This window comes from Planctomycetia bacterium (genome assembly GCA_015200345.1).
Classification (GTDB): domain Bacteria; phylum Planctomycetota; class Phycisphaerae; order UBA1845; family UTPLA1; genus PLA3.
Genome location: CP054187.1, coordinates 3837827 through 3852684 on the forward strand (window position 1 = coordinate 3837827; position 14858 = coordinate 3852684).

Annotated in this window: 12 protein-coding genes; 8 read left to right on the forward strand and 4 right to left on the reverse strand. The window is 61.1% G+C overall.

What is annotated here, in order from left to right; all coding sequences use genetic code 11:
• Positions 1 to 112: 112 nt before the first annotated feature.
• The 4 genes from rpoC (at position 113) to msrB (ending at position 6535) form a co-directional block, all read left to right on the forward strand.
• Positions 113 to 4555 carry a DNA-directed RNA polymerase subunit beta' gene (gene rpoC / locus HRU71_15680; protein ID QOJ04842.1) on the forward strand — a complete coding sequence of 1481 codons (4443 nt, stop codon included), beginning with the start codon at positions 113 to 115 and terminating at the stop codon, positions 4553 to 4555.
• 163 nt (positions 4556 to 4718) lie between these two features.
• Positions 4719 to 5111 (forward strand): 30S ribosomal protein S12, encoded by a 393-nt coding sequence (locus tag HRU71_15685; GenBank protein ID QOJ04843.1) that lies wholly within the window; start codon positions 4719 to 4721, stop codon positions 5109 to 5111.
• A 123-nt stretch (positions 5112 to 5234) separates the two neighbouring features.
• Positions 5235 to 5711 (forward strand): 30S ribosomal protein S7, encoded by a 477-nt coding sequence (gene rpsG / locus HRU71_15690; GenBank protein QOJ04844.1) that lies wholly within the window; start codon positions 5235 to 5237, stop codon positions 5709 to 5711.
• A gap of 371 nt (positions 5712 to 6082) precedes the next feature.
• Positions 6083 to 6535, forward strand: a complete 453-nt coding sequence (msrB, locus tag HRU71_15695; GenBank protein ID QOJ05044.1) for a peptide-methionine (R)-S-oxide reductase MsrB — start codon at positions 6083 to 6085, stop codon at positions 6533 to 6535.
• A 132-nt stretch (positions 6536 to 6667) separates the two neighbouring features.
• On the opposite strand, the gene HRU71_15700 is transcribed toward msrB, so the two are convergent.
• The 3 genes from HRU71_15700 to HRU71_15710 are packed head-to-tail and all read right to left on the reverse strand — an operon-like array spanning position 6668 to position 8639.
• Positions 6668 to 7633, reverse strand: a complete 966-nt coding sequence (locus tag HRU71_15700) for a hypothetical protein (GenBank protein ID QOJ04845.1) — start codon at positions 7631 to 7633, stop codon at positions 6668 to 6670.
• Positions 7634 to 7671: 38 nt separating this feature from the next.
• Entirely contained in the window at positions 7672 to 8217 is a 546-nt protein-coding gene (locus tag HRU71_15705; protein QOJ04846.1) for a zf-HC2 domain-containing protein, read from the reverse strand.
• Positions 8214 to 8639: an RNA polymerase sigma factor gene (locus tag HRU71_15710; GenBank protein ID QOJ04847.1), complete on the reverse strand. Its 426-nt coding sequence runs from the start codon at positions 8637 to 8639 to the stop codon at positions 8214 to 8216. The genes HRU71_15705 and HRU71_15710 overlap by 4 nt, the downstream gene beginning before the upstream one ends.
• A 598-nt stretch (positions 8640 to 9237) precedes the next feature.
• Here HRU71_15710 and HRU71_15715 point away from each other — a divergent pair.
• The 4 genes from HRU71_15715 (at position 9238) to HRU71_15730 (ending at position 12993) form a co-directional block, all read left to right on the forward strand.
• Positions 9238 to 9513 (forward strand): hypothetical protein, encoded by a 276-nt coding sequence (locus HRU71_15715; GenBank protein QOJ04848.1) that lies wholly within the window; start codon positions 9238 to 9240, stop codon positions 9511 to 9513.
• 36 nt (positions 9514 to 9549) lie between these two features.
• A complete protein-coding gene (locus HRU71_15720; protein QOJ04849.1) occupies positions 9550 to 10539 on the forward strand; it encodes an SPFH domain-containing protein in 990 nt (329 codons plus the stop codon).
• Between the two features lie 229 nt (positions 10540 to 10768).
• Positions 10769 to 11794 carry a methylated-DNA--[protein]-cysteine S-methyltransferase gene (locus tag HRU71_15725; GenBank protein QOJ04850.1) on the forward strand — a complete coding sequence of 342 codons (1026 nt, stop codon included), beginning with the start codon at positions 10769 to 10771 and terminating at the stop codon, positions 11792 to 11794.
• Between the two features lie 158 nt (positions 11795 to 11952).
• Positions 11953 to 12993 carry an EamA family transporter gene (locus HRU71_15730; GenBank protein QOJ04851.1) on the forward strand — a complete coding sequence of 347 codons (1041 nt, stop codon included), beginning with the start codon at positions 11953 to 11955 and terminating at the stop codon, positions 12991 to 12993.
• An 18-nt stretch (positions 12994 to 13011) separates the two neighbouring features.
• On the opposite strand, the gene aspS is transcribed toward HRU71_15730, so the two are convergent.
• Positions 13012 to 14832: an aspartate--tRNA ligase gene (gene aspS / locus HRU71_15735; GenBank protein ID QOJ04852.1), complete on the reverse strand. Its 1821-nt coding sequence runs from the start codon at positions 14830 to 14832 to the stop codon at positions 13012 to 13014.
• Positions 14833 to 14858: the final 26 nt, after the last annotated feature.

Here is a 14858-nt window from a genome sequence, read left to right on the forward strand (position 1 = left end):
GGCGACCGGCGGAATTGGTGAATCACGGCGCGATCAGGGATGCGCGTGCGGAACAGATAAACCCATCGGCCTGCGACTTCGCGGGCCGGAGCCTACTCGAGGAAGAAGATTCATGGCTGAAAATGTTTACGATCGCGTAAACGATTACGGTGCAGTGAAAATCTCCCTGGCGTCGCCGAACGACATCCGCAGCTGGTCGTATGGCGAAGTGCGCAAGCCGGAGACGATCAACTACCGCACCTATCGGGCGGAGAAGGACGGGCTGTTTTGTGAGCGCATCTTCGGCCCCGAGCGGGACTGGGAATGCTTCTGCGGTAAATACAAAGGCACGAAGCACAAGGGCATGATTTGCGACCGCTGCGGCGTGAAGGTCACGCACAGCCGCGTGCGGCGCAAGCGCATGGGGCACATCAACCTCGCCGCGCCGATTGTCCACATCTGGTTCTTCAAGGCCATGCCGTCGCGCCTGGGCGCGCTGCTGGACATGAAGACGTCGGACCTGGAGAAAATCATCTACTTTCAGGACTACGTTGTCACCGATCCGAAGGACACGCAACTCAAGCTGGGCCAGGTGCTGTCGGAGGAGGATTATCGCAGCGCGATCGAGAAGTACGGCGACGATTTTGACGCGCAAATCGGTGCCGAAGCAGTGAAGACGCTTCTGTCGCGCATGGACCTGAAGACCTTGAGCGCTCAACTCCGTGAGGACATCGTCAACACCAACAGCAAACAGAAGATCAAGGACCTCTCCAAGCGGCTGAAGATCGTCGAGAGCCTGCGCAACAGCATTAACGACCCGACGTGGATGGTCATGGAGGTGATTCCGGTCATCCCGCCGGATCTGCGACCACTGGTACTTCTCGATAGCGGCAACTTCGCCACGAGCGATCTGAACGATCTGTACCGCCGCATCATCAACCGAAACAACCGGCTCAAGAAGCTGATCGACCTGAACGCGCCCGAAGTCATCATTCGCAACGAAAAGCGCATGTTGCAGCAGGCGGTCGATGCCCTGTTCGACAACGGGCGCTGTCGCCGGCCGGTTCTCGGCTCGTCCAATCGCCCGCTCAAGTCGCTCACGGACATGATCAAGGGCAAGCAGGGCCGCTTCCGCGAGAACCTGCTGGGCAAGCGCGTGGACTACTCGGCGCGCAGCGTCATCGTCGTCGGCCCCGAATTGAAGCTGCACCAGTGCGGTCTGCCGAAGAAGATCGCCCTGGAGCTGTACCAGCCGTTCATCATTCGTCGGCTGAAGGAGCGCGGCTTGGCCGACACGATCAAGTCCGCCAAGAAGATGCTGGAGCGGCGCGATCAGGAAATCTGGGACATTCTCGAGAGCGTGATTTATCAGCACCCGGTGCTGCTCAATCGTGCGCCGACGCTTCACCGCATGGGCATTCAGGCGTTCGAACCGGTGCTGGTCGAAGGCAACGCGATCAAGATTCATCCCTTGGTCTGCAAGGGGTTCAACGCCGACTTCGACGGTGACCAGATGGCTGTTCACCTGCCGTTGTCGATCGAAGCCCAGGTCGAGGCGCACGTGCTGATGATGGCGACGAATAACATCTTCAGCCCGGCCAGCGGCTCGCCCATCATGTCGCCGAGCCAGGACATCGTCATGGGGATTTTTTACCTGACCTGTGACCATGCCACCGAGGCGACGCAGAAACCGCGGCGCACCTTCACGAATCCGACCGAGGCCTTTCTGGCTTACGAACTGGGTAAGGTCTCGATTCATGAAGCGATCCGCGTTCGCATCGCGCGCACAAAGATCGTCGAGGGCCAGAAGAAGATGCCCGTCGACGTGCCCCAGGACCACATCATCACCACAACGGTCGGCCGGCTGCTCTTTAATGACATCCTGCCGCCGCAGATGCCGTTCTACAACTACCCGCTGACGGGCAAGGGAAGCGGCCGCGTGATCGCGGATTGCTACGCCTTGCTGGGTCGTGGAGAAACGATTGATTTGCTCGATCGCATCAAGGAGCTGGGCTTCAAACGCAGCACGCTGGCAGGGCTTTCGTTCGGCCTGAATGACATGCGTATTCCGGACCGCAAGAAAGACATCATCGAGGAGGCCCAGAAGAAAGTTGATCGCATCACGCGCGCGTTTCAGGGTGGAGCCATCACCGATATGGAGCGTTACAACGCACTGATCGACATCTGGGTGCATGTGCGCGAAGCCGTGACCGAGGCGATGATGGCCGATCTCAAGGCCGACTTCCGAACGCCCGACGGCAAGTATGCCAAGTCAACCGATGAAGGCGCCAAGAAGTACTTGAATCCGATTTACCTGATGACCGACTCCGGCGCTCGCGGCAGCGTCGATCAGATTCGCCAGCTAGCCGGCATGCGCGCGTTGATGGCCAAGCCCAGCGGCGAAATCATCGAGACGCCGATCAAGGCGAACTTCCGCGAAGGCTTGAGCGTTTTGGAGTACTTCAGTTCGACCCACGGCGCGCGAAAAGGCCTGGCCGATACGGCGCTCAAGACGGCCGATTCGGGCTACCTGACGCGCAAATTGGCCGACGTGGCCCAGAACGTCATCGTTTCTTGCCACGATTGCGGCACCATTCAGGGCATCACCAAGGGGGTCCTGTACAAGGGCGAGGAAGTGGACATCACCCTGGCCGAGTCGATCGTCGGCCGCGTGGCCCGCGACACGATTCGCCATCCGGTGACCGATGAGATCATTGTGCGTGAAAACGAAGTCATCACGGCCGAGATCGCCCGGCGAATCGAAAGCCAGCCGGCCGAAGGCGGCTTGGGCCTGGAAAAAGTTCGCGTCCGAAGCCCGCTGACTTGCGATGCCGGGCAGGGCGTCTGTGCTCTGTGTTACGGCATTGACATGTCGACGGGCAGACTGGTGGAATGCGGAATGGCCGTGGGCATCATCGCGGCCCAGTCGATCGGCGAGCCGGGCACGCAGCTCACCATGCGGACCTTCCACACCGGTGGCGTTGCGAGCCGATCGGTCATCGAGAGTGAAATCAAGTGCAGCGTCGGCGGCCGAGTCCATTTCCACGATCTCAAGGCCGTGGAGATGGAAGATCCGGAGACCAAAGAGACGCACCTCGTCGTTCTGAAGCGCAACGGCGAGATCTCCATTGTCGACGAAAAGAGCCGGGAACTGGAGCGCCACAAGATTCCGTATGGTGCCCGCGTGTTCGTGCGCGACGGCAGCGAGGTCAAGGCCCGAAGCACCCTGGTCCAGTGGGATCCGCACTTGACGCCGATCCTGGCCGAGGCGGCCGGTTTCATCCGCTTCCAGGATGTCATCGAGGGCGAGACCGTTCGGCTTGAGAGCGAAGGCAAGGCCTCGAAGTACGTGGTGGTCGAGCACCGCGGCGACAAGAATCCGCAGGTCATTATCGAGGACAAGGACGGCAAGATCATCGAGTATCACTACCTGCCGGCCAAGGCGCGTATCGAAGTGACCGAGAAGCAGGAAGTGAAGGCCGGCTGGCTGCTGGCGCGGCGTCCGCGCGAGCTGGCGGGCACGCAGGACATCACCGGTGGTCTGCCGCGTGTCACGGAGATCTTCGAGGCGCGCAAGCCGAAAGAGCCTGCCGTCATGGCCGAGATTTCCGGCACGGTCGAGATTCGCAGCGACAAGCGCCGTGGAAAGATGACGATTGTCGTCAAGCCCGATACCAAGGAACTGGAACCGCGCGATCACCACGTCCCGCAGGACAAGCACTTGCTGGTGCACGCCGGAGACCGCGTCGAGGCGGGCGATCCGCTGTGCGACGGCCCGCTTGTGCCGCACGATATTCTCACGATCAAGGGCGAAGAGGCCCTGCACCAATACCTGTTGCATGAGGTGCAGTCGGTCTATCGCTCGCAGAACGTGAGCATCAACGACAAACACATCGAGACGATCATCCGCCAGATGCTGCGCAAGCTGAAGGTGGACCAGCCCGGCGATTCGAATCTCTTGCCCGGCGAAATCGTCGACAAGTTCCGTTTCCGCGCGGAGAACGAACGCCTCGCCAAGAGCGTGCGGATCAAAGACCCCGGCGATTCCAAGTTCCATGAGGGGCAGATCGTCTCACGCGACGAACTGAACAAGGTCAACGATGACCTCGAGGCAGCCGGTAAAGCGCCCGCCAAGGGCGGCAAGCCCCGCCCGGCTACTGCGTCGGCTGTGCTGCTGGGGATTACCAAGGCGGCTCTGCAAAGCGAGTCGTTTATTTCGGCTGCCAGTTTCCAGGAGACGACCAAGGTTCTGACCGAAGCGGCCCTGGGAAGCGCGGTTGACCGCTTGACCGGTTTGAAGGAGAACGTGATCCTGGGGCACCTGATCCCGGCGGGTACGGCGTTCAAGTCGTTCCAGGAGATGAATGTGGAGATCCTCGGCGAGCCGATTGCCGAGCCGCAGATGCCGGTTCGGATGCCCGAACTGATCGGCGGCCCGAGCCCGGACGACCTGGAGGTCGCCCGGGAGGAACTGGCCCGCGTCGTCTCGAAGGCCTCGGTGCCGCTTGAAGGAATCCAAGGCAAACCCGAAAGCGGAGCCGGCGCATCGACTGCTGTGGAACAGAGCGAACCGTAATGCTGATACGACAAGGGGTTGCCGCCGCCGGGGGCTGGTTGCGTCGGGCGGGCTTTGGTTGACCGAACGTCGAATCCGGCCTTACAATGCGGGGCTTTCCCCGCCGAATGGCCGGGAGTGAATCGCGAACACCGGTCCGGCCGGTAGTGAGACAGAGGTAGCAATGCCAACGATTAACCAGTTGTGTGCCCGGCCTCGCCGAGCGGAAACGCGCAAGAGCAAATCGCGTGACTTGGAGAATTCGCCACAGCGGCGAGGCGTGTGTCTGATCGTGAAGACGATGACGCCCAAGAAGCCGAACTCGGCCTTGCGGAAGGTCGCCCGCGTTCGCCTGTCAAACGGGCGCGAAGTGACGGCCTACATTCCCGGCATCGGTCACAATCTTCAGGAACACTCCATTGTGCTGGTGCGCGGCGGTCGTGTGCGTGACCTGCCGGGTATTCGGTATCACATCCTGCGCGGCGTACTGGACTGCGCCAGCGTCGAAGATCAGGACAAGTTCGGCGTTCGACGGAACAAGTCGCGCAGCAAGTACGGCACTAAGCGCAAGAAATAGGCAAAGGCACGCAATCCGATTCAGACAAACGGCCGGATGTTCCGGTCGAGTATGGGGCCAGGCGAATTTTCGTCGGCGACGCGTGTGGGATTTCCCCGCACCCCAGAAACATGAGGAGAGATCATGGCATTCAAGAAGTGGACTCGATCGGGAGAACAGCTCAAGGGCGATCCGAAGTACAACAGTCGTCTGGCTTCCAAATTCATCAACTGCATGATGTGGAACGGCAAGAAATCCGTCGCGCAGAAGATTTTCTACGACGCGCTGGATCGCATCAGTGAAAAGGTGAAGGACACGCCGCCGATTCAGGTTTTCGAGCAGGCGATTCAGAACGTCCGCCCGAACATTCAGATCCGCAGCAAGCGCGTCGGCGGAAGCAACTACCAGGTTCCGATGGCCGTTAATCCCCGGCGCAGCCAGTCGCTTGCCATTCGCTGGATTCTTGACGCAGCCCGCAGCAAGAAGGGCCGGCCGATGCACGAAAAGCTGGCGGCCGAGCTTCTTGACGCCTTCAATCGCACCGGTGCCGCCATCACGACGCGCGAAAACGTGCACAAGATGGCCGACGCCAACAAGGCCTTTGCTCACTTCGCCTGGTAACACGCTGCGGAGCGGCCAACCCATTCGATTGCCCGATTATTCCCATGCCCGCGGTCGAAAGACGGCGGGCTTTTTCATGCGCGGTCAAATCGCCTCGCATGTGACTAAGATTCATGGAATGTCGCTGCCGCCTGATCGGTATAGAGAGAGCACAGGCGAGGCGTTCTGAAGGCGGCATTCGAAAATGCGGCGGACCTTGCGATCGTGGAGGACGGAGGAAACCGAGCGTGACGAGACACCGGACGAATGTTGAGAGCGGCGATTGGGTTCATTATGTACTGATCGGCGCGGCTGCGCTGGCGGGGTGCGAGGCGAAATCGCCGCCGCCGGTCGGGCAGCCGGTGGTTGAGCAAGTGAGCGGGAGGATGGAAATGGACAAGGATGCGGGTCACAAGACGGCGGCCGAATCGAGTGAGCAAGTGAACGCAGCGGGCACCGTGCAAAAGTCCGACGAACAGTGGAAGGCATTGCTGACGCCGGAGCAATACTACGTGACGAGGCAGAAGGGAACCGAGCGAGCGTTTACCGGGCAGTATTGGAACCACCACGAAAAGGGCGTCTATCGTTGCGTCTGTTGTGGCGAAATGCTGTTTCAATCCGAGGATAAGTTCGACTCCGGCTGCGGATGGCCGAGCTTCGATGCTCCGGCCGACGCGAAGGTGATTCTCGAAGCCGAGGATCGCAGCCACGGCATGATCCGTACGGAGGTCATGTGCAAGAAGTGCGGGGCGCACCTCGGGCACCTGTTCGACGACGGTCCGACCGAGACGGGAATGCGGTACTGCATCAACTCGGCGTCGCTGAAGTTCGAGGGAAAGAAATAACACGCCGGACTGAAATTGCGTGACACAGGGTGCCGGTACGACCAAGTAATCGGTTGCCCGCAGGCATGCAGGAAGCCGACGGATAGCCATCCGCCGGCTTCGTTCTCACACATCGCTTGACGGGGCAGCGCCTCACCACGACGCACGGACCACGAGAACCAGCGACGATCCGACGTGTGCGCCGGCGGGTGCCACTCCAACGGCCAAATCGTGGTTCGCCTTAAGTTGAAGCGTCGTGCGGATGTTGTAGGTGCTGGTTTGGGGCAGGGCCGTGGGCGGGCTGCCAGAACCGGACGCTTCATTCACCGACGGAGCGCGAAATGCGATGGCCATGGCATCCAGCTCTACCAGGGCGCCCTCGCCGTGAACGCTCATCAATCGGCCTTTGACGCGAACCGAAAACCTTTCGGCGATCATTCCCTCGATTTCGAATTGCTGATCCTTGGTGGTAACGGTCCGAAGGCGACCCATCAGTTTGATCGTCCCGAATCGAGCAAGCTCCTTTCCGACTTCGGCCAAGTCTGGCGGCAACTCCAGCCCGGCATCGGGTTTGTCTGGGCCGGCTGTGAGGAATGAGAATTCAAGCGAAACATTCGGTGAAGCAACGTCCATCTCGTTAACCAAGTCAGCAATCTCCCGCACAGACTTCTCCATGCCGCGCACGAGAAGTGATGAACACCGGCTATCGATGGATAAGGTGACGCCACTCCGGGCATAGGCTGCGGAGAGCTGGGTGGCAACGTCCTGGGGCCGGGCGGAACGCAAGTGAATAAGTCGTACCATGGTCGCGTCTCCTCCACGATCCGCGTTCGTGATTTGATCGATCAAGGCGCGAGCCTGGTCGACTGACTCGGCCGGGCCTCGCAGCACCAGCACGGAGGTATCATCGACCGCGCTCAACACCAGATCCGGGAAGACCTCGCCAATCGTTCGTGCAACGGCCTGTGGGTTTGCATTTTGTAACCGAACCACAACGGGGATCTGGGGCAGCCCCTTTTCACGTTCGGGATTGGTCGGCGCCGGGTGCGCCTGGGGCGGCTCTGATTGGGCCCCGTTTGCGAAGAATGCGATCAGAACGGTGATGAAGGCTTTCGTCATATTTGATCCTTTCCAAAGTGTGTTGCCATTCGGGCGATTCACGTTCCCGGAGCCGTCGTGGTCGAATGCTCGGCCGCATCCGGAAGCGGCGCGTACAGCCAAACAATCTGCACGGCGGGATTCGTGGTTGCGTATTGAACGGCCATTTCGTGTGAAGGATGTCTCAACACAATCCCCTCTGCATCAGCGAGCTCGGTAATAGCCGGTGCGTTATCGCGGGAAGGCCCGACAACAACGACGCTGGACGGTGACGTCGAATCCGCCGGCCACCACCGCCAGCCAATGGAGATTGTCGTCGCGAGTACCAGGACGGCGGCAATTCGCCACTTCCAGGCTTGCCCTGCCTGGTGTTTCGCGAATGCTGATGAGCGCGCGCTACTAATCGAATGCGGATCCGAGCAAATGCGTTTGGCTGCGGCAGCGAGTTGAGCCATGTCGTCTCGGAAGCGACTGGCCTCGGCTCGTGCCCGGCGACACGCTTCGCAGGCTTCGCAATGACTCGCCAGCCGCGCGGCATCCTCATCGCTCAACGCGTCGTCGAGCCACGCATCAATCCATTCCGTCGCCTGTTCGCAGAGGGTCATGGCCGATAGTCCTTGAGCGATTCCACCAGCGCCTTTCGCGCGAGATGAACGTGCGTGCGGACCGCAGCGACGGACAACTCCATCACGCGCGCCACTTCTTCGTATGAGAGTTCTTCTAACATGCGGAGCGTGATCGCCAATCTCTGCTGATTCGGCAATCCGGCAATCCGGTCGCGCAGAGCATGCAGTCGTTCAGCCATCATGACGGAATCCATCGGCCCGCCGCGTGAAGCCGGCTCGAGATGGTCGTTCAGCGCCTCGGGGTGCCGCCGCCGCCGATGATTCATGCAAAGATTCGCCACCGTGCGCATCAACCACGGCATCGCGTCCCCGTCAGACACGTTCAACCCGTTTGTCAGCGCGAGTCTGAACGCGTCCTGCACAATCTCCTCCGCGTCGTGTCGGTTCCAGATCAGCTTCACGGCAAAGGTCTCGAGGCGTCGTCGAATGCCATCCAAATTCTGTCTTGCCGGGTCCGTCTCCGTGACGGGGCACGTAGGTTCGTCACGCCGGCGGCAGGGCGGCACGGTTGCTCCGAGGTCTGGATCGTTTCCCGCGGTTGACATGGATCCTCGGGGCGGCGGGTCGGCCGCGATAGGGATATGTCTCAAGACAGGCGGATGTTTAGTCTACCACCGAAACAACTTTCAGTTTTATTCAGCCCATGAGGTAGCGGTCTCTGGGAGATTGCCGGTTCGGCGGCTATCCTCCCGTGAGGTCGGTGGTTAGAGAGATCGCCGGGTTTTATAGTGGTATGACCCGGAAGCGGATTCTTACAATGTTCAGACAAGGCGGACGAGAATGGTAAGTTCGGACAAGCCCTTGGACCCACCGCAGGCCGGCGGACCGTACTGTGACCGGTGCAGGGAGTCGGCTCGCCCGGGTGCGATGTATTGCCCGCGCTGCGGGGAGCCGCTAGGGCTGGCCGGTATGACCGCCTCCGCGACGGCGCCAGCCCCATCTTCCGAGGCTCCTGGAGCGAAAGGATCTTCCTGGCGGGCCTGCGACAACGCGGCAGACGTGCAGTACCGCTGGGGTTCGGCCTGGGGCGGTCAGCGGTTGCTGGGAACGGAGAATATCGAAGTGGCGATCATCAACCGGGGACGGCCGTTGCGGTCGGTGGTTCTGGAGATCCGAGGGCGGTCGCCCAACGGGTTGCCGCCGGTGCGGATGTTTCAGGAGATCGAGGAACTGCCGCGCAACCGAGAGGTGCGATTCGAACTGGCGTCGTATGAGATGCCGGACGAGATCGAAGAATTAAACCTGTCGATTGTTTCGTCGACAGCGGTAGAATAGCCAACGCCCCGCGCCGCGGGAGAAAGGTAGGCTGCCATGCCAATGTTGATTTTGCTGGGCGCCGGCGCCCTGTTCTTCTTGCTGATTCTCCTAAGCGGATTCTTCACCGTCGAGCAGCAGACGCATGCGATCGTCGAGCGAATGGGCAAGTTCAATCGGATCGCGCGACCGGGCCTGAACTGGCGAATCCCGATCTTCGACCGCGTGGCCGGGCGGATCACCCACCGCGTGCGCGAACTGGAAGTCAAGGTCGAATCGAAGACCAAGGACGACGTGTTTGTCGATCTGCTGATCGCCGTGCAGTATTTCGTGCGCGAGGTGGACGAGGCAATTTATGCGGCGAATTACAAGCTGACCAATCCGGCACAGCAGATCAGCTCGTACGTGTTTGACACCGTCCGTGCTCTGGTGCCCGAAATGCTCGTGGACAACGTGTTCGCCGAGAAGGAGAAGATCGCCTTGGCGGTGAAGGAACGGCTGGAAGATGTCATGTCGCAGTTCGGTTTCACCATTCTCCAGGCGCTGGTCAACGACATTCAGCCCGATGCGGCGGTCAAGACGGCCATGAACCAGGTCAACGCGACAGCCCGCATGCGCGAGGCGGCGAAGAACGAGGCTGAAGCGAAGAAGATCCGCGTGATCGCCGAAGCCGAAGCGGAGGCCCGCGCCAAGGAATTGCAGGGTGTCGGTATCGCCCGGCAACGCCTGGCCATCGCTCGTGGTCTGAAGGAATCGGTCGACGCATGCAGCGAAGCGGGCATCAGCCCGGAGGAGGCGACCAAGATGGTGTTGCTGACCCAGCACTACGATACGGTCGCGGCAGTCGGCGGTCGCAGCAAGGCGACGATCATGATGATCCCATACACGCCGACCGGCATGACGCAGGTCAGCGACCAGATCATGCAGGCGTTGATGACCACCGGCGAGGCGCAAACCGGTGAACCTGCCACGCCGCATAGCCCGCCGGTTCGCGAGGCGCGGCACCCCACGCCGAAACTGGGAAGCGGCACGGACTTCGGAGCCTGATGGCCTGGTCGCCTGATGCTTAAACCGACCGTCCCGGCATGGCCGTCGCTTGCGGCGGCTATGCCTTTTTTTGTTTCTCGCAGGGCGATTCTCATGCTTGGAAATTTGAATATCGCGCTCAAAAATCGGTAGCCGCGCCCTCCCGGCACGCTCTAGACTTTGCGGCATGGTTGCGATTCAGCAGTCACGAGAAACGGTCCCGCGGCGGACGCTTCCTCGACCCGGCATCATGCGACGGGCCATTCAGCGGCGCGACGCGGGATATGACGGCGCGTTCTATTTCGCCGTGCGAACGACTGGCGTGTTCTGCAATCCGTCCTGTTCGGCGCGCAAGCCGCATGCGCGCCATTGCGTCTACTTCCGAACGCCGTCTGAAGCGATTCGGGCAGGGTATCGCCCGTGCAAACGCTGTCGGCCGGAGCAGGCGGACACGCTTGCGCCGGACTGGATTCGCCCGTTGCTGGCGCGGGTTGATTCCGGCGACGGCGAACGTCTCACGGACCGCGATCTGCGTGCCATGGGATTGTCACCTTTTCGCGTACGGCGGTTTTTTCGCAGCAAGTTCGGCATGACGTTTCAGCGGTTCGCGCGGCAGCGCCGCCTGGCATCCGCCGTTACCCACATCAGGAAAGGCTTGGACGTGACGACGACAGCACTGCGAAGCGGATACGAATCGATCAGCGGGTTTGAGTCGGCCGCGCGCCGCGCGTTCGGCACGTCGGCCCGCCGCGTGACAGCCGTGCAGCCAGTTTTTTCGAAAACAATCAACAGTCCGATCGGGCCTTTGCTTCTCGGGGCAAACGATGAGGGATTGTGCGTTCTTTCGTTCAGCGAGGGACGGAGCGTCGCCGCGAATTTGGCGCGATTATCCCGGCAGCTAAAGTGCCCGGTCCTCGCCGGTCCACACGAACTCCTCGACGCCGCCGCCGATCAGTTGACGGAATACTTCGCGGGCAAGCGGCGCGAGTTCGACTTGCCGCTGCATTACCCCGGCACGCCGTTCCAGCGGGCGGTCTGGTCTGCGCTGCGACGCATCCCGTACGGCAGGACAACGTCTTACGAGCAATTGGCCAGGGCCGTGGGGCGACCGGGCGCCCAGAGGGCGGTCGGGACGGCGAACGGCTCGAACCGAATCGCGATCATTATCCCATGCCATCGAGTGGTAAATAAAAGCGGCAAAATCGGTGGTTACGGTGGGGGAGTCTGGAGGAAGGAGTTCCTGCTCGAGCTCGAACGGTCGGCCGCAAGTCGGTAGGCTTGGGCTTGCAAGGTAGCTTCCACTGTGCAAGCCGTCGCCGGCGGAGCCTCCACAGCGGGGAAGCGGACGGAGCACTAGAATAAGCCCGTTATCCGCGCGAACCGGCCCGTTCTGACTGGCGTATGGAGCGAGTCGAGGAGAGGAAAGTACACTGAATGACGAACTCCCCACTGGATCGCCCCCCGCGACTATCGTCTATTCTCTTGGCTTATCTCGGCGTCTATGTCGTCTGGGGATCGACGTATCTTGCCATTGCCATCGCCGTAAAATCGATCCCTCCCTTCTGGATGGCGTCGGCACGATTTTTGATCGCCGGTTTCATCCTTTATATCTATGCACGATGGAAAGGCGCGCCGCGCCCGACGCGGTTGCATTGGCGCAATGCGGCGATCATCGGCACGCTGCTTCTTCTCGGCGGGAACGGCGGCGTCGTCTGGGCGGAAAAACACGTTCCATCCGGACTTGCAGCGCTCATGGTGGCGACGGTGCCGCTGTGGTTCGCGTTGGTGGAATGGGTGCGTCCGGGCGGCAAGCGGCCGCCGACGCGTGCATGGCTGGGGATCGCGCTGGGATTCGTCGGTCTCGCGGTGCTTTTCAATCCTGCAAAAGTCCTGGGCGGCGATGCGATCCACTACGGCGGCGCGGCGGCACTGGTGATGGCGTCGTTCCTCTGGTCTTGCGGGTCGATCTATTCACGCCACGCATCGCTGCCCGAATCGGGTTTGCTCACGACTGGGATGGAGATGCTGGCCGGCAGCGCGGCGCTGGGCTTCTTCGGCGCGATCGTTGGAGACTGGCGCGGGTTCAGCGTGACCACGATTACCACTGAAGCGCTGCTCGCGGTCGCGTACCTGATTGTGTTCGGCTCACTGATCGGCTTTACGTGTTACATGTGGCTGTTGAAAGTGAGCACGCCGCATCGGGTTGCAACGTATGCATACGTGAATCCGGTTGTGGCGGTCTTTCTCGGATGGTTGCTGGCGGGCGAAAAACTCACCTTGCCGACTCTGCTCGCCACGCCGGTGATTGTGCTGGGCGTCGTGTTTATTACCACGGCGCGCGCGGCGACGTCGAGCGAGGCGGTTCAGCCCGAGCCGAGACCGTCAGGGAGCGCCGGGTTGCCTTGTGACGAAGTGAAACCGCACGAAGTCATCGACGCTGCACTGACGCGAGCGCCGGCGCAGAGCGGTTGCTGATGGCGATTCTCCGCAATGCTATTTCTTTTCCGCCACGATCGCGATGCCAAGTTCCTTCAACTGCTCGGGCGACACCTCCGACGGCGCCTTGGTAAGAGGATCGACCGCGCGCGCGTTCTTGGGGAAGGCGATGACGTCACGAATGGAGCTGTAGCCGCCGAACAGCATGACGATTCGATCCAATCCCAGCGCCAGCCCGCCGTGCGGCGGGGCACCGTATTGGAGCGCGTCGAGCAGGTATTCAAACTTCAATTTCGCCTCTGCGTCGGACAGGCCCAGCAGCCTGAAAATCTTCGATTGCACGTCGCTGCGGTGAATTCTGATCGAACCGCCCCCCAGCTCGGTGCCATTCAGCACGATGTCATACGCCTTGGCGCGGACCTTCAGTAAATCCTCGGCCGGCGGCGGCGCGGCATCCTCAAGCCGCAGCAGGTGCAGGTCTTCGTCCTTCGGACTTGTGAAGGGATGATGCATCGGGAAGATGCTCTTTGAATCCGCGTCCCAGCCGAACAGCGGAAAATCCACGACCCAGCAGAACGCCCATTTGTCCTTCGGGATCATGCCGCGCCGCTCGGCGACGGTCGAGCGCAACCAGCCCAGGTGCTTGCAGACATTCGCCTCACTGCCGGCTGCGAACAGAATCAAATCGCCGGCCTTCGCGCCGGAGGCGTCCATAATCGCCCGTTGCACGTCGGCGTTCTCCAGGAACTTGGCAATCCCCGTTTGAAATACAATCTTGCCGCCTTCTTCAACCACCTTCACGAGCGGCAGGCCGCCGGCACCGACCCCTTTGATCTCCTCGGTGAGGCCGTCGGTCTCCTTGCGCGTCATGGCGGCCCCGCCGGGGACGACGATGCACCGCACGATGCCTCCGGAAGCGATGGCGTCGGCGAAGACGCGGAACTCGCTTGCCTTCACCGCGTCGGTGACGTCCTTGATGGTCATGCCGTAGCGCAGATCAGGCGCGTCGCGGCCGTAATCGCGCATGGCTTGTGCGTAGCTGATCCGTGGCAGGGGAAGGTGCATGTCCAGGCCGATCGCCGCCTTGGCGATTTCCGCCATGCAGGCTTCGACGTGGTGCATGACGTTTTCCGGCTGCACGAAAGCCATCTCGATGTCCACTTGGGTGAACTCTGGCTGGCGGTCGGCGCGAAGGTCCTCGTCGCGGAAGCACCGGGCGATCTGCATGTAGCGATCCAGCCCGGCGATCATCAGCAGCTGCTTGAAGATCTGCGGCGATTGCGGCAGTGCGTAGAACGAGCCGTGTTGCAAACGCGAGGGAACGAGATAGTCGCGGGCGCCCTCGGGCGTGCTCTTGCACAGAATCGGCGTCTCGATCTCAAGGAATCCATGGCGATCGAAGTAATCGCGCACCGTCTTGGTGATGCGATGCCGCAACATCAGTGCCTTTTTCATCGGCGTGCGGCGAATATCCAGTACGCGGTTCTCCAGCCGCAGGTCCTCGTTGGTTTCGATGTCGTCGGCGATCTCGAAAGGAGGCGTTTTCGATTTGCTAAGCAAGTCAATCTCGCGCGCGGCGATTTCGATCTCGCCCGTCGGCAGATTGGGATTCACGTTGCTGCCACGGCTGATGACTTCGCCGCGCACGGCGATGACATACTCGCTCCGCAAGCCGCGGGCGATCTCATGGGCCTTCGGATCGGTGTCGGGATTGAATCGAATCTGGGTGATGCCGCCGCGATCGCGCAGATCGATGAAGACCATGCCGCCGTGGTCGCGGAAATTATCCACCCAACCGGCCAGGAGGACGGTCTTACCAACATCGCTGCCTCGCAGCGCGCCGCAATCGTGGGTTCGTTCGTTGTAAGGCAGTGGCACAGCATTCTCCAATTGCAATCATCCCG

Bases quoted from the DNA above. Each gene is read 5' to 3' on its own strand.
- HRU71_15730 (QOJ04851.1), top strand. From the start codon at position 11,953: ATGACGAACTCCCCACTGGATCGCCCCCCGCGACTATCGTCTATTCTC.
- rpoC (QOJ04842.1), top strand. From the start codon at position 113: ATGGCTGAAAATGTTTACGATCGCGTAAACGATTACGGTGCAGTGAAA.
- HRU71_15700 (QOJ04845.1), bottom strand. From the start codon at position 7,633: ATGACGAAAGCCTTCATCACCGTTCTGATCGCATTCTTCGCAAACGGG.
- msrB (QOJ05044.1), top strand. From the start codon at position 6,083: ATGGACAAGGATGCGGGTCACAAGACGGCGGCCGAATCGAGTGAGCAA.
- HRU71_15685 (QOJ04843.1), top strand. From the start codon at position 4,719: ATGCCAACGATTAACCAGTTGTGTGCCCGGCCTCGCCGAGCGGAAACG.
- rpsG (QOJ04844.1), top strand. From the start codon at position 5,235: ATGGCATTCAAGAAGTGGACTCGATCGGGAGAACAGCTCAAGGGCGAT.
- HRU71_15720 (QOJ04849.1), top strand. From the start codon at position 9,550: ATGCCAATGTTGATTTTGCTGGGCGCCGGCGCCCTGTTCTTCTTGCTG.
- HRU71_15725 (QOJ04850.1), top strand. From the start codon at position 10,769: ATGCGACGGGCCATTCAGCGGCGCGACGCGGGATATGACGGCGCGTTC.
- HRU71_15705 (QOJ04846.1), bottom strand. From the start codon at position 8,217: ATGACCCTCTGCGAACAGGCGACGGAATGGATTGATGCGTGGCTCGAC.